The following is a 15,244-nucleotide window of genomic DNA, read 5'->3' as shown; positions in this document are numbered from 1 at the left end:
CGTGAAGTGCGGGTGAACCGATCTCCAACGGGCCGCTGTTCCTGCGGGACAGCAAGGACACCGCCGGCAGAGAGGCGGACGCCATGGGCTGCTCGGCCCGGCGAACGTTGAGCGCCATACCGGCAGCAGCTTTTCGACGCCGAAAGGCCCCTGCCGTACACGCTATGCTGCAAGCGCCCCGCGGGGGAAGTCCGGTCGAAGTCCGGCGCTGACCCGCAACGGTAGGCGGAGCCAACACGCGGCCCCGTAAGCCCGATTACCCGCGGTGGTGGAGGCTCCTGTCAATTCGCCGTGGACTGCGAGAGGGTGCTGCACAGGGCGCCCCGCGTCCCGGGCCGCTCCTTATCTCACGTGGGTGCACGGCCCGAGGCGAAGGCGAACCGCCCGTGGTCACACCCCTGAGGCGCGAACCCGCGGTGCCGCTCCCGACGGCCCGCGGCGGAGCCGACCCCGCGCAGCCCAAGCGCGTGTCATTGCCGCTCCTCCTTCCAGCCCTGTGCGCCGGGCTCGTGCTCTCCATCGTCTGTGGAGCGGGGATGGGGGCATCGGGACTGTCCTGGGGCCACGTGCTGCGTTTTCTGTGGGCCGGACTGACCGGTGGGGCCATAGCGCAGGACGAGGTCTCGGCTTACACGATCGTGTGGGAACTGCGCTTTCCGCGAGCGGTGCTGGCCGCCGTCGTCGGAGCCGGCCTGTCGGCCATCGGCGTCGCCGTGCAGGCCATGGTCCGCAACGCCCTCGCCGACCCGTTCGTCCTGGGCATATCCTCGGGCGCGGCCGTCGGCGCCAATGCCGTCCTCCTCTTCGGAGCCTTCGGCGCTCTCGGTCTGTGGGCCCTGTCGACGGCGGCCTTCCTCGCCGCGCTCCTCGCCATGACGCTGGTGTACGCGATCGCCCGCACCTCTGATGGTCTGACCCCTCTGCGGCTCGTCCTGACGGGCACCGCGATGTACTACGGCTTCTCGGCCGTCACCACGTTCATGGTGTTCGCGGCCGAGCGCGGCGAGGCGGCCCGCTCCGCGATGATGTGGCTGCTCGGCAGCCTCGGCGGAGCCAGCTGGGCCTCCGTGCCGATCGCCGCGGGAGCTGTGTTCGCCGGCCTCGCCCACCTCACTGTGTCGGCGCGTCGTCTGAACGCCCTGGCCATGGGTGACGAGACCGCGGCCGCCCTGGGGGTGGACGCGGGAAGGCTGCGCAAGGAGCTGTTCCTGGTCTGTGCCGCCGTCACGGGGGCGGTGGTCGCGGTGAGCGGTGCCATCGGCTTCGTCGGCCTGATGGTCCCGCACGCCGCACGGATGCTGGTCGGCGCGGACCATCGCCGGCTGCTGGCCGTCGCCCCACTCGCGGGCGCCGTCCTGCTGATCTGGGTGGACATCCTGTCGCGTGTGGTGCTCGCACCCGTCGAACTGCCGGTGGGTGTGCTGACCGCCGTCATCGGCGTACCGTGCTTCGTCCTGCTGATGCGCCGCCGCTCCTACACCTTCGGAGGCGCGTGAATGCGGATCGACATCGATGCGCTGACGGTCGAGGTCGCCGGCGCGCGGCTGGTGCGGGAGGCCACGCTGCGGGCGGACGGCGGCCAGGTCGTCGGGCTCGTCGGGCCCAACGGCAGTGGCAAGTCGACTCTGTTGCGTTGCGTCTACCGGGCCCTGCGTCCCTCGGCAGGTACGGTCCGGCTCGGCGGTGAGGACCTGCACTCCCTGAGCGCGCGCGAAGGCGCCCGTCGGCTGGCCGCCCTGCCGCAGGAGGCGGTCACCGAGTTCGACTTCACGGTCGCCGAAGTCGTGGCGATGGGGCGGCTGCCGCACCAGCGGTCGGTGGCCCGGGCCACCGACGAGGACCGGAAGACGTGCGAGGCCGCGCTGGTGAGGGTCGGCGCCGCCCACCTCACCGACCGTGGCTTCCTCACCCTCTCCGGCGGCGAGAAGCAACGAGTCCTGATCGCACGCGCACTCGCGCAGCAGCCACGCGTACTGGTGCTCGACGAGCCCACCAACCACCTCGACATCGCCCAGCAGTTGGACGTGCTGGCTCTGGTACGCGGAAGTGGACTGACGGTGCTCACCGCGCTGCACGACCTCAACCTGGCCGCGCTCCACTGCGATCTGCTCTACGTCATCGACAGCGGCCGCATCGTCGCCTCCGGCGCTCCGCACGACGTGCTGACGCCCGAGTTGCTGGCCGAGGTTTTCGGCGTACGGGCGCACCGTGTGCCGCATCCGGAGTCCGGCGCCGTACAGCTGCTCTTCGACCGCCTCCCGCCCACTAATACCGCTTCTTGAGGAGCCATCGCCATCATGCCGAACCTCGCACGCCCAGCCGCACTCGCACTCTCCGCCGCCCTGTTGGCCACCGGTTGTGGCGCGGAGGTCACCTCTCCGGACGAACGGGGTGGTGCCGAGGCACGCGGGGGCCACTACCCGGTGACCGTAGAGAACTGCGGCCAGAAGAAGAGCTACGACAAGGCCCCTCAGCGCGTGGTCACCAATGACGTCGGCATCACCGAGATCATGTTCGCACTCGGACTCGAGGACCGCATGGCCGGCTATGTGATGCCCGACGACAGGGGTGACCTCACCGCCATTCCCTGGAAGGACGGCTACCGGAAGACGAAGTGGCTCTCGAAGAAGACGATCAACAAGGAGCTGGTCCTCGACGCACGCGCCGATCTCGTCTTCGCGGGCTGGAACTACGGCTTCAACGAGGGGGAGGGATTCAGCCCCACCGAGCTGGAGAGGGTGGGCATCGACTCGTACCTGCTGAGCGAATCGTGCCGCAACGGGCGAGGTAAGGCACGCGGCGTCATGCCGCCGCTCGATGCGCTCTACACCGATCTGCGGAACCTGGGCAGGATCTTCGACGTCGAAAACCGTGCCGAGGCGCTCGTCGCGGACTTCGAGAAGCAGGTGGCCGAAGCGCAGGCGAAAGCCCTGAAGGGTGCTGACCGTCCGCGCGTCTTCCTCTACGACGACGGGCAGGACAAGCCGTTGACCTCGGGGTTGTACGCCGGGCCGCACGACATCATCACCAAGGCGGGCGGCGATCACGTCATGAAGGACCTCAAGGACAGCTGGGCTACGGTGGGCTGGGAGACCGTCGTCGAGCGGGACCCCGAGGTCATCGTGATCAACGACTACGGAGACACCACCGCGGACCAGAAGCGGAAGTTCCTGAAGTCCTACCCGCCGCTCGCCGGCGTTTCAGCTGTCAAGAACGACCGGATCGTCGTCCTCGACTACGCCGAGCTGGTGGAAAGCCCGCGCAATCCCGCGGCCATCGCCTCACTCGCCGCGGACCTCAGGAAACTCGCTTCGTGACCTCGTGAACTCACCGGGCACGCTCCCGCCTGCGAGGCCGTACGTCGAGCAACCGCACGCTGCCTTCATCCGGCGGCAGCAGCGCTGTTGGGCCCAGGCGGTGGCATGTTCGACGGAGACGGGGCTGCCGATGTGAACACCACCCGATGCTGGTGAGCCCCCTCGGCGCCGCACGGCCTCCTCGGCCGGCCACCGCTCGTACGCGGTCGCCCGTGTCGATGGCGAAGGGGCCTCACACCGCGGCCAGGAACCCGTCCACATGTGCGACGGGGGTACGAATGGGCGCCTGCGGCGCGACGTGCCGCAGGCCCTCACCAGCACGGACGTCCGAAGCCCTTGGCTGTCGCGCCCATCGGCGTCGAATGCCTGCTTAGTTAGTTGAAACGGTAAACGGAACCCCGTCAGGTGGGTAGGCTTCTGCCGCTCATCATCACTCTTGAGGGGGGACCTCACTTTGCGCATCACCCATGCCGCCGTCGCCGCTGCGATCACGGTCGGATCGCTCGCCGCACTGACAAGCCCGGTCCAGGCCGCCGAGTACTCCTCGGCGCTGAAGGTCCGCGGCGTTCAGTACGACGCACCGGGCCGCGACTCCAACAGCTGCTCCTCGGGGAACACCCGCGAGGAGTACCTGACGGTCAAGAACTACTCGGCATCGGCGACCGTCAACCTGAAGGGTTACGTCGTCAAGGACGCGACCGGCAACCGCTTCGCGTTCACGGTCAACCACTACCTGCAGCCGGGCGACTCGGTGAAGCTGCGGGGCGGCCACGGCACCGACTCCGACGCGAACAATGTCGTTTACCGCGACAACTGCAACTTCATGTGGAACAACGACAGCGACACGATCTACCTCTACAAGCCCTCCGGCAGCCGCGCGGACGTCCACTCCTACAGCAAGAGCGGCAACGACCGCGACGGCAACGGTTACATCACCTTCCACTGACCCCGCACCCGCTCTGGCTCCCCTCGCCCGGTGGTGAGGGGAGCGTGAGCCGACCACCGGCAGGAAGGCATCGACCGGACGCCACAGCTTGCCGCCGCTGCGTTGCACCGTCAGCCGGCGCTTGGGGGCTTGCCGCGCGCCGGGCCGCCGCCGTGAATCAGGGCGTGGCCGTGTGAGCGTGGGGTTCGGTCGGCGAGGTGCCCGTGTCACAGAAGTTCGTAGATGCTCCTGCCGGCCAGCCAAAAGCCCAGGAACAGGGACACCATCACCACGGCCTGGTCCTGGTGGCTTGTCATCCAGCTGAACAGCGCCTGGAGCCTGGCCGCGGCGCGAGCGGGCCGGAACGTGGCGTACAGCTCCATGGTCAGAAGAGTGGCGGTGGCCAGGAGGCAGTACAGCATCAGGGTCAGCCAGGAGGCTGCCCGGGAGAGGTCGGCCTGCATCACGGTCGAGGCCCCCGCTGCGACAAGGGCCCAGGGCTGGATGAGTACCCCCATGCCGGCGGCCGACCAGGGTGAGACGTCGTGCAGCTTCGCCAGCCAGGCAGGGGTCTTCCCCGGCCCGTGTACTTCGCGCCGTTTGCGCACCCCGTACGCGATCAGCCAGATTCCGATGATCAGCTTGACGGCGAGAGCGGTGGTCGAGGGCACCGTGTGCGCTCGGGGAGGTGACCCGTCGGTGAAGAGCAGAACGCAGGCGATGACCAGCACCAGACACGCGAGCCAGCCGAGAATGAAGGCCAGTCCCTTGCGTACTCCGTCGTCCGCGGTCAGCAAGAGAATCAAGGCCATGGCCGGGAGCGGCTCCAATGTGATCGCCAGCCCTATGAGGACCAGGTCGAGGGTCATCTGCCTGCGCTCTCCTCCCTCAGACGCGCCGTCCGTTCGTCAAGGCACCGACGCGACCGACGCGCGGTGGGCCCTCACGTACTGCGGTGGTCCTGGGACCGAAGTCACTGACCCGCAGCGTGCGGGGCTGGTCCGCGGGGAACAGCCGGTGCGCGGGCGCGGGTTGTCGGCGTCACGGTGCCTCCTTGTGTCGCGTGGCGTCGGGCAGCGCCTGTTCGGTCCAGAGCGTCTTGCCCGTCGCCGTGTACCGGACGCCCCACGCCTGCGCCAGTTGCGCGATGATGAACAGGCCGCGTCCGCCTTCGTCGACCGTGTTGGCGTGACGCAGGTGTGGTGCGCCCGCGCTGGCGTCGCGTACTTCGCAGGTCAGGGTGCGGTCGTGGATGAGACGGAGTTCGAGCGGTGGGCTCCCGTACTTGACGGCGTTGGTGACGAGTTCACTGACGATGAGGCGGGTGTTGTACGCGGTCTCGTCGTCCACGTCCCACGCGGTGAGTTGTCCGCGGATGCGGCGCCGGGCGTCGGCCACGGCATGGGGGTCGCCGCCGAGGGGCCATACGGCGAACCGGTCGCGGGGGAAGGAGCGGGTACGCGCGACGATCACCGCGGCGTCGTCCGCGTCGCGCCGGGACGGGAGCGCGTAGACGAGGGAGTCGCACAGGTCCCGCAGCGGGCGGTCGCGGTAGTCCGGTGTCGACGGCAAGGGGCCCGCTGCGTCGGTGAGGGACGAGGTGAGCAGCGGGTCGCTGGCGAACACCAGCACGCTGCCGTCCGGCACGTCGGCGACGTCGGCGGCGTAGGGCGCGTCCTCCACGGTGCCCAGGCGGGGTCCGGCGGGTGTGCCGGGGGCGAAGACGGTGCCGTCGGGGCGCACGAGGAGAGGGGCCAACGCGCCCGCCGCGGCTGTCGTGCAGGTGCCGGTCAGCGGGTCGTGGACCGCGTACACGCAGTCGGCGGTGAGAGGTTCCCGGTGCAGTGGGTCGCCGGGCGGCAGGTGCGCCCGTTCGGAGGCCAGCTGGCGTGCGGTGTCCTGCAGGCGGGCCAGGAGCTCGTCGGGGGCGAGGTCGAACGCCGCCAGGGAGCGGATCGCGGTGCGCAACTGCCCCATGGTGGCAGCCGCGTTCAGGCCACTGCCCGACACCCTGCCGATGATCAGGGCGGTGCGGGCGCTGGACAGCGCGATGGTGTCGTACCAGGCGCCTGGATCCCCGCCGGTTACGGAGAGGTAGGCCGTCTCCAGCGACATGTGGCTTTCGGGGCGCCGGGGCAGCAACTGCCGCTGCACGGTGGCGGCGACGGTGTGCTCGCGCGTGTAGCGCCGGGCGTTGTCGACGCACAGGGCCGTGTGTGCGGCCAGCTCGACGGCGAGCTCCTGGTCGGCGTCCTCGAAGGCCCAGGAGCCGTTGGTGCGGTAGAGGCTGACGAGGCCCAAGGGCGCGTCGCGCAGGGCCAGGGGCACGACGAGGAGGGAGTGGGCCGCCGAGGAGCGGACCGCCTCCGCGACCGGCGGATCGAGAGACAGCCATGAGGCGGCCGGATTCAGCGGAACCACCCGCGGACGCAGATCGGCCAGCGCCTGGGTGAAGGGCGTGCGAGCGGGCAGCCGCCGTACGCCGCCCACCGGGTGCGCGGGCGGCGAACCCGTGCGCCTGCTGCGGAACGCGGTGCGCATCAGGGGCGTGCCGGGTGGCAGCGGTGCGACCGGCGGGTCGTCGCCGCGGATCACGGCGTCCACCACCTCCACCACCGCGATGTCGGCGAACTCCGGAACCAGGACCTCGACCAGTTCCTCACCGGTGACGGCCGGATCCAGCGTGCGTCCCACGCTCCGGCGCACGGAGCCGAGCACGCCGGTACGCACACGGGCCCTCTCCCGTTCGGTGACGTCCACGGCGGTGAGTCCCACGCCGAGCACCGAGCGGTGCGCCCCTTCCAGGCGCAGCGCGGTGACCTCGAAGTGTCGCTCCTGCGGCTGGTCGCCCCCGACGCGTGCCCGCACGACGCGCTGTGTCAGGGGAACCCCGGTGCGCAGTACCTCGTGCAGCAGCGCCTCGGTGTCGTCGTCCTGGACCATGCCGTACACCTCGCTGAACGGACGCCCCAGCAGGGTCTCGGGGGCCACGCCCCGCATGACGGGTGTGGCCGTGTTGACCCGCACCGCGCGCAGGTTCTCGTCCAGCAGGTGGAGGCCGACCGGTGACTGCGTGAACAGGGCCTCCAGCATCGCGGCCGCGATCTCGTCCACCTGCCGGCCGGGATCGAACTGCGCCACGGGACCACCTCCGAGATCCGTCCTGCTCCCTCGGCTGCCGCGAATGCGGGTGCGGGTGTGTGTTCAGCGTTGTCCGTCGTGCCCTCGGCGATGGCCGCCGTGGCGGGGCGCCGGCACTCCCGGATCACCGGGCGGCGGGCACGGGTGGTGCGGGAACCATTGTCCGGCGCCCCGCGGGCGGGGGAGCTCACCCGTGGCGGGGGATGCCGGCGCGGACGTGTGTGGCGATGGTGGCCGACAAGAGGGCGCGATGCGGTGCCCACAGCCCGGTACCGGCACGCCGGTCAGAAGGAAGTGTTGATCATGCGAGGCTATCCGCCGATAGCGGACCACGGGCTTGTCGGAGATCTGCAAACCGCCGCGCTGGTCTCCTCCGACGGCACGGTGGACTGGCTGTGCGCGCCCCGTTTCGACTCGCCGAGTGTGTTCGCCTCCCTTCTGGACCGCGACCGCGGTGGGCACTTCACCGTCTCCGCCAAGACCCACCGCCCACCGGTGCAGCTGTACCTGCAGGACACCGCGGTCCTGGTGACCCGCTTCCTGTCGGAGGCCGGCGTGGGCGAGGTGGTCGACTTCATGCCGGTGGAGCGCCCTGAACGCGCTACGGCCCACCACCGGCTGGTGCGGATCCTGCGGGTGTGACCCGCGGCCGGGTCCGCTTCTCGCTGGAGTGCCGGCCGCGCTTCGACTACGGCCGGGCAGGGCACCGGGTCGACGTGGGCGAGGACACGGTCCACTTCGACGCCCCCGGCGCCCAGGCCCGGCTTCAAGCGGTCGGCCCGGTGCGGTGGAGCGGGCAAGGCAGCGATGTGCGCAGCGAGGTGGAGCTGGGGCAGGGAGAGTTCGCCGCCGTGGTGCTGACCCTGGGCGACACCGGCGACGCCCCCGACCCCGCGCCGACGCAGGCAAGCGTGATGGCACTCTTCGAGGCGACGCGCGACTTCTGGCACGCGTGGGTCCACCGCAGCCGGTACCGGGGGCGCTGGCAGGACATGGTGAACAGGGCGGCGATCACCCTGAAACTGCTCACGTACGCGCCGACAGGAGCGCCCGTCGCCGCGCCCACCATGGGTCTGCCCGAACAGATCGGCGGTGGACGCAACTGGGACTACCGCTACACCTGGGTGCGAGACGGCTCGATGTCGGTCGGCGCGCTGCTCGGGCTGGGCTACACCGAGGAGGCTCATGCCTTCCGCACCTGGCTCGGCGACCGTCTGCGAGCCGGACGTACCGTCAGTGGCGAACCTTTGCAGATCATGTACCGCATCGACGGTGACCCGGAACTGCCCGAGGAGGTCCTCGACCACTTCGAGGGCTACTGCGGTTCCGCGCCGGTCCGCGTGGGCAACGGCGCCGCCGACCAGCGGCAGCTCGACATCTACGGGGAGGCCGTGCTCGCCCTGTCCCAAGGGGTGGAGCACGAGGGGGACGTACCGCCCTACGAAGGCTGGCAGGCCCTGTCCGGAGTGCTCGACTGGCTGGTCGAGGCATGGGACAGGCCGGACGAGGGCATCTGGGAGACCCGCGGCGGGCAGAAAGACTTCACGTACAGCCGCCTGATGTGCTGGGCAGCCTTCGACCAGGGCCTCCGCATGGCCCGTGACTTCGCCCGGGCCCGCCGACCTCGCGGGGTGGAGCGCGGCTCGCGACAGCATCCTGCGCCAGGTCATGGAACGTGGCTGGAGCACGAGGCGGCGGGCGTTCGTCCAGCAGTACGAGGACACCACCCTCGACGCGTCACTCCTGCTGATGCCCTCGGTGGGCTTCATCTCGCCCAAGGATCCGCGCTGGTTGTCCACCCTGGAGGCGATGGGCGACGAGCTTGTCTCCGACAGCCTGGTCTACCGCTACGACCCCGAGGCGTCTCCCGACGGATTGCGGGGCAGCGAGGGCACGTTCTCGCTGTGCAGCTTCCTGTACGTCGACGCGCTCGCGCGGGCGGGGCAGCTCGGTCCCGCCAGGTACGCCTTCGACAAGATGCTCACCTACGCCAACCACGCCGGCCTCTTCGCCGAGGAGGTCGGACCGACCGGAGAGCAGCTCGGAAACTTCCCGCAGGCGTTCACTCACCTCGCGCTGATCACGGCGGCCCTCTCCCTCGATCACCAGATGGACACCGCCGGCTTCTGAGCGGGTCGACCGAGCCCCTTGGCGACCGGGACCGGGCATACGCGGGGCGCAAGACCGGCCGGGACACGCCGCAGCCGGTCCACGGGCCGTGCCTCGTCTCGCCGCGCGCATACGCGCGGAGCACTGCCATCCTGGGGGAGGAGCGTTGTCCACAGCCTGACGAAGGGTGGTGGTGAGCGCCATGGCCGGGCACCCGCAGAACGAGGAGGGCCTCACATCCTCGTACGCCGATCCGCAGGGGGAGCCGTTCCTGCTCACCCGGTTCGCCGTCCCCACACGCCCGGCGACGTTCCTGTCGCGCCCGCGACTCACCCGCCACCTCGACCAGGCACTTCTTACTCCGTTGACCATGGTCAACGGTGCCGCCGGCGCCGGGAAGACCCTGCTCGTCGCCGACTGGGTCGCGGGCAGGGACGAGCCCGTCGCCTGGCTCACGGCCGAGGGGAGCGGCCGAAGCCCCGGAATCCTGTGGGCGTACCTGCTCCAGGCCCTGTGCGTGGCCGGTGTCCCGATGCCCGCCGACATCGGCTGCCCCGCCGACGCGCACCGCGTGGACCGTACGCTGCTGGCCCGCGTCGCGGCCCACCTCAGTGCCCGGTCCGAACCCGTGATCGTGGTGCTGGACGAGTACGACCGGGTGACCGACCCGCAGATCGCCGAACAGCTGGAGTTCGTTGTCCACCACGCGGGGCGAGGGATGCGTCTGGTCCTCGTCACCCGCACCGAACCGCTGCTGCCCCTGCACCGGTACCGGGCGGCAGGCGACATGACCGAGATCCGGGGTGCGGAGCTGGCCTTCACCCCCGAGGAGGCGGCGGTCCTTCTGGAGCTGCACGGACTGAACCTGCCGATGGACGCCGCACGCGCACTCGTGCGGCGCACCCAGGGGTGGGCCGCAGGTCTGCGGCTGTGCGCCCTGGCCGCACAGGAGCGCCCGGACGCGGAGCGCTACCTCAAGGAGTTCGAGAGCGATCGCACCACGGTCGCGGACTTCCTGCTCGCGGAGGTGCTCAAGCGCCAGCCCTCCGAGACGCAGGACCTCCTGCTGCGTGTCAGTGTTCTCGACCGCTTCTGCCCCGACCAGGTGAACGCGCTGACCGGGCGCACCGACGCCGAGGCCACCCTTGTCGCCCTGCACCGGGACAACGCGTTCGTCGAGCACCTCGGGCACTCCTGGTACCGCCTCCACCCGCTGTTCGGCGAGATCCTGCGGGCCCACTTGCGCGTACGGGATCCGGGCCTGCGCCCCGAGCTGCACCGACGGGCCGCCCACTGGCTGCGACGCCCCGGCCCCCTCGAACAGACGCTCGGTCACGGGGCCGCCGCGGGCGACTGGGAGTTCACCGCCGGCGCACTCGTGGACGATCTCGCCATCGGGCAGCTCTTCACCGGCCGGCGCTGCGACGACCTGGCCGAACTGTTCTCCGGGATGGGGCCCGAAGCCGCGAGCCCTGCCGCGGACATCGTGCGCGCGGCGCGTGACCTGGCCCGGAGCGATCTCGACCGGGGTCTGGCCCACCTGCACCGCGCGGAGTCCAACCTGGGCCAGGAGGAGGCGGGCGACCAGGGCGCGGCGCGGCTGAGCTGCGCCCTGCTGGAGGCGCTGGCGGCGCGGCTGGCCGGTTCTCCGGACCGGGCCGAGAGGGCCGCAGCGATGGCCCAGCACGTACGTCACGAGGTCCCTGCCGGCCTCCTGGACAGCCATCCGGAACTCACCGCCCTCCTGCTCTCCCATGTGGGCTCGACGCGGCTGTGGGCGGGGCGCTTCGACGACGCACGCGCCGCCCTGACGCAGGCGGCCGGCGCACCCGGCGGAGCGTCTACGGCACTCCCACGCGAAGACTCCCTGGGGCGTTTGGCTCTCATCGACTACCTGGACGGCTGGCTCGGCCGGGCGGAGCGCAAGGCACAGGAGGCCATCGCCGCGACCCATCGGTTCGGCCTGCCGCAGCCGTCCGGCTCCGGCATCGGGAGGCTTGTCCAGGCAGCAGTGGCCGTCGACCGCAACGAACTGAATCAAGCCCAGGCCCTTGTGGACTCGGTGTCTGCGTCACCGGGTTCGATGCGGGACCCGGTGACCGAAGCGGGCCGGGCCATCGCCACCGCGCGTCTGCTGCTGGCGCGCGGCAAGCCGCGCGCGGCGGTCGAGGCGGCGGAACCGGCCGTTCGTGCCGAGGTGGCCTCTCCCTGGGCATCGGGGCACACGGCACTCATGGCCTCCGCGGCGCACCTGGCCGAAGGGCGGCCGGAGGCGGCAGCAAGGGCGTTGCACGCCGTGCCCGACGGGCAGGTGGCGTGTGCCGTACAGGCCGCGCGGGCCCGCCTCGCCGCGGGCGACCCCGGCGCGGCGATCTCCCTGCTCGACACCGTGCGCCCCGAAGCCCGCGCCGGCCCGGGGGTGACGGTCCGGGCCGTGCTCGTGAGGGCGCAGGCGGCGGACCGGGCGGGGGACGTCGCCACCGCGCGCCGGCTCTTGATCCAGGCCCTGCGGGAGGCGCGGCGCGAGAGGCTGCGGCGTCCCTTCCTGGAAGCGGGTCCATGGATCCGTCCGCTGTTGTGCGTGGCGCCCCTTCGTGGGCTGGCCGAGGGGTGGCTCACCCCCGGCGCCGTACCGCCCGGCCGGACGCCCGGCTCGCCGGACCGGCCTGCGCCGGTCGTAGAGGAACTGAGCGAGCGCGAGCGCGACGTACTGCGACGACTGGCCGAGATGATGTCCACGCAGGAGATCGCCGACGACCTCCATGTGTCGGTGAACACGATCAAGACCCACCTCAAAGGCGTCTACCGGAAGCTGGCGGTCAACCGGCGCACCGACGCGGTGCGTCGCGCCCGCGAGCTGCGGTTGCTGTGAACCGGCGGACAGCGCCGACGTACACCCGGCGCGCCTGCGGCAGGACTGCCGGCGGCGGTGTCCCGGTGTCCGGCTCGCCCGCAGGGGGTGAGGCGCCGCCGGAGCTGCCGCGCTGAGATTGCCGTAATGGCCCGGTGCGTACCGGCCGCCGTCCGGCGGACTCGGAGAGGTGAGCAGCGTGAAGCACTGGCGGGCGCTGATCGTCCTGGGCACCGCCCAGTTCCTGATGGTCCTGGACACGTCCGTCATGAACGTCTCCATCAGCCAACTGGTCGAGGACTTCGACACAGAAGTCACGGCGGTCCAGGCCGTCATCACGCTGTACGCGCTGGTCATGGCCGCCTTCATGATCATCGGTGGCAGGTTCGGAGACATTTTCGGGCGACGCCGCCTCTTCCTCGCCGGTCTCATCGTCTACGGCACGGGTTCCGCCCTGACCGCCGCGGCTCCCACGCTCTGGGTCCTCACGCTGGGCTGGTCGGTCATCGAAGGGCTCGGAGCCGCGATGGTGCTGCCGGCCATGGCGGCACTGGTCGCCGAGTCCTACCGCGGGCGGGACCGTGCCGTCGCCTACGGCATCATCGGGGGCCTGGCCGGCGCGGGAATCGCGATCGGCCCGCTGCTGGGCGGCTGGGTGACGACGTACCTGACCTGGCGGCTGGTCTTCGCCGGTGAGGTCGTGGTCGTCGCCGCCGTCCTGTGCTTCCATCGGGTGATCACGGAAGCCCCCCGGACCGGACCCCGCTCCCGGCTGGACGGCGTGGGCGCGGTGCTCTCGGCGGCCGGTCTGGCGCTGGGCGTGTTCGGGGTGCTGCAGAGCAGCACGTGGGGATGGGTCCAGCCCCGCAACCCGCCGTTCACCGTGCTGGGCTTCGCCCCCACCCTGTTCGTCGTCGGCGCCGGTGCGGCCGTACTGGCCCTCTTCACCCACTGGGAGCGGCACCGGGAAGCCCGTGGCGCCGATCCGCTGGTGCACCTGTCCCTGCTGCGCGGGCCCGTACTGCGCTCCGGCCTGATGGCGCTGGTCAGTCAAAACCTCATCCTGCTGGGCCTGTTCTTCACCATCCCGCTGTACCTGCAGGTCGTTCAGGGTTTCGACGCTTTCCAGACCGGTCTGCGGCTGCTCCCGGTCTCCGTCACCATGCTCGCGGCCTCGCTGATCGCCGCCCGGCTGGGACGGGCGGCGGGCCCACGCCGGGTCGTCCGGCTGGCCCTGCTGACCCTGGCCGGGGCGATCGTGTGGCTGCTGGCCACCGTCGACCCGGTCATCGACGACGCCCAGTTCGCCGGTGCCATGGCACTGCTCGGCGTGGGCATGGGCCTGCTCGCCTCGCAACTGGGCAACGTCGTCCAGTCCAGCGTGGGTGAGGTGGAGCGCAGCGAGGTCGGCGGACTGCAGTACACGGCGCAGAACCTGGGCTCCGCGCTGGGCACGGCGCTCATCGGGTCGCTGCTGATCGGGTCGCTGGCCCACGCCTTCACCACGCAGGTGCAGGACGACCCACGGCTGTCGGACGAAGCACGCCGGCAAACCAGTGTCGCCCTCCAGGCCGGGGTCAGCTTCGTTCCCACCGACCAGGTGCGCTCGGCGGCCGAGCGCGCGGGGCTTCCGCCGCCGGAGGTCGACGCCCTGGCGGACTCGTACGCATCGGCGCAGCTGGACGGCCTGAAGGCGGCGATCCTCGCCACCGGAGGTGTCACGCTCGCCAGCTTCCTGGTCACACGGCACCTGCCGGCCGGGCAGACGGGCCGTACGAAGCAACCCGGCGAGGACGCCGACGCCGACGCGTCCGACCGATCGCACTGAGCCACAGCGGAAGGCAGACGATGTCCAGTTCGGGGAACACCACACCCCGCGTGCGGCCCCGCGCCGAACGCCGGTCCCACGCCGACTACACCGGTGGCGTCTACGGGTCCATGCTGGCCGCCTCCGTGGTCGTCGGCGCCGGCACCCTGGGTTCCTTCCCGCGCCTGGAACTGGTGCTCCTGTTGTTGCTCACCGGCATCGCTTTCTGGATCGCGCACGTGCACGCCCACCTGTTCGGCGCGCGTCTGACGGCGCACGGCATGGACCGCTGGACCGTGCTGCACGTGTGCCGCGACGAGTGGCCGATCGTCAAGGCTGCTGTCCCGCCGGCTCTCGCCGTGGCGGTCAGCCCCCTGCTGGGCCTCGATGTGCAGGGGGCCCTGTGGTTCGCTCTGGCGGTGGCTGTGGCCGGCCAGGTGGGCTGGTCGGCCGCGGCAGCGCGACGTGCCGGCGCGGCCTGGGGGATGGTGTGCGTCGCGGCCTCGGTGAACCTCGTCGTGGGCCTCCTGATCATCTCGTTCAAAATCTTCCTGACCCATTGACACCGAAGCCCGGTGCCGGCTCACGCTCACCTGCACAGGGTGAGGCACAACGCCGTACAGAGACCCACGATGGGAGGGAACGCGAAACCCACACGCCCCGGGCTGCCCGCGGGAGAGCCGCTCATGCGCTACGAGATCCGCGTCGAAGGACACATGTCGGAGCCGCTGACCAGCGCCTTTCCGGAGCTGGATCACGTGGTGATGTCCGGCCAGACCGTCATGTTCGGGTACGTCGTCGACGAGGCACACCTGTACGGGCTGCTGGCCCGCTGCCAGTCACTGGGGCTGCGGGTCCTGGAGATGCGTCAACTTCCGGAGTGACGCGCTGCGCGGTGGCATGCCGTCCCCGTCCCACGCAGGCTGTGGGACGGGGCCGGCTGCTCGGGGCGGCTGGTCGCCGGTTTTCGGCGCGAGGTCGTGCTCGAACGGCCGCAGAACGAGGCGCTTCGACGTCACGGTCGTCGCGGTCGGCGCACTGGTGCGATCACCGCGCCGGCACTCACCACGACGACCCCTCCCACACCACTTCCT

The 15,244-nt window shown here is 70.9% G+C and carries 10 protein-coding genes, 1 pseudogene and 1 riboswitch; of the genes and pseudogenes, 9 read left to right on the top strand and 2 right to left on the bottom strand.

Going from position 1 to position 15,244, the window contains the following annotated elements; genetic code table 11:
- Positions 1-136 precede the first annotated feature (136 nt).
- Positions 137-282, top strand: a riboswitch (cobalamin riboswitch).
- Between the two features lie 134 nt (positions 283-416).
- The 4 genes from E2E34_RS03010 (at position 417) to E2E34_RS02995 (ending at position 4,263) form a co-directional block, all read left to right on the top strand.
- Positions 417-1,496, top strand: a complete 1,080-nt coding sequence (locus E2E34_RS03010) for a FecCD family ABC transporter permease (RefSeq protein WP_167518195.1) — start codon at positions 417-419, stop codon at positions 1,494-1,496.
- Positions 1,497-2,282, top strand: coding sequence for an ABC transporter ATP-binding protein (locus E2E34_RS03005; RefSeq protein WP_138900318.1), 786 nt, complete (start codon positions 1,497-1,499; stop codon positions 2,280-2,282). It begins immediately after the preceding gene.
- A 15-nt stretch (positions 2,283-2,297) separates the two neighbouring features.
- Positions 2,298-3,317 carry an ABC transporter substrate-binding protein gene (locus E2E34_RS03000; protein WP_138900317.1) on the top strand — a complete coding sequence of 340 codons (1,020 nt, stop codon included), beginning with the start codon at positions 2,298-2,300 and terminating at the stop codon, positions 3,315-3,317.
- A gap of 454 nt (positions 3,318-3,771) precedes the next feature.
- The gene (locus E2E34_RS02995) at positions 3,772-4,263 is read left to right on the top strand and encodes a lamin tail domain-containing protein (RefSeq protein ID WP_138899826.1); all 492 of its coding nucleotides are present in this window, start codon (positions 3,772-3,774) and stop codon (positions 4,261-4,263) included.
- 206 nt (positions 4,264-4,469) lie between these two features.
- On the opposite strand, the gene E2E34_RS02990 is transcribed toward E2E34_RS02995, so the two are convergent.
- On the bottom strand, positions 4,470-5,111 hold the full coding sequence (locus tag E2E34_RS02990) for a GAP family protein (protein WP_138900316.1): 642 nt from the start codon (positions 5,109-5,111) through the stop codon (positions 4,470-4,472).
- 172 nt (positions 5,112-5,283) lie between these two features.
- Positions 5,284-7,383 (bottom strand): SpoIIE family protein phosphatase, encoded by a 2,100-nt coding sequence (locus E2E34_RS02985; protein WP_244315478.1) that lies wholly within the window; start codon positions 7,381-7,383, stop codon positions 5,284-5,286.
- Between the two features lie 303 nt (positions 7,384-7,686).
- On the opposite strand from E2E34_RS02985, the pseudogene E2E34_RS02980 reads away from it, so the two are divergent.
- The 5 genes and pseudogenes from E2E34_RS02980 to E2E34_RS02960 all read left to right on the top strand — a co-directional run bounded on the left by E2E34_RS02980 (position 7,687) and on the right by E2E34_RS02960 (position 15,034).
- Positions 7,687-9,513 (top strand): annotated as a pseudogene (locus E2E34_RS02980) (glycoside hydrolase family 15 protein).
- 181 nt (positions 9,514-9,694) lie between these two features.
- Positions 9,695-12,364: a winged helix-turn-helix domain-containing protein gene (locus E2E34_RS02975; RefSeq protein ID WP_138900315.1), complete on the top strand. Its 2,670-nt coding sequence runs from the start codon at positions 9,695-9,697 to the stop codon at positions 12,362-12,364.
- 178 nt (positions 12,365-12,542) lie between these two features.
- Complete coding sequence (locus tag E2E34_RS02970; RefSeq protein ID WP_138900314.1) at positions 12,543-14,171, top strand: MFS transporter; 1,629 nt, start codon at positions 12,543-12,545, stop codon at positions 14,169-14,171.
- A 20-nt stretch (positions 14,172-14,191) separates the two neighbouring features.
- Positions 14,192-14,713, top strand: coding sequence for a hypothetical protein (locus tag E2E34_RS02965; RefSeq protein WP_138900313.1), 522 nt, complete (start codon positions 14,192-14,194; stop codon positions 14,711-14,713).
- Positions 14,714-14,836: 123 nt separating this feature from the next.
- A complete protein-coding gene (locus E2E34_RS02960; RefSeq protein ID WP_138900312.1) occupies positions 14,837-15,034 on the top strand; it encodes a DUF8691 family protein in 198 nt (65 codons plus the stop codon).
- Positions 15,035-15,244: the final 210 nt, after the last annotated feature.

Source organism: Streptomyces albidochromogenes, assembly GCF_005981925.1.
GTDB classification, from domain to species: Bacteria; Actinomycetota; Actinomycetes; order Streptomycetales; family Streptomycetaceae; genus Streptomyces; species Streptomyces albidochromogenes.
This window is presented reverse-complemented; position numbering and strand designations above follow the sequence as displayed.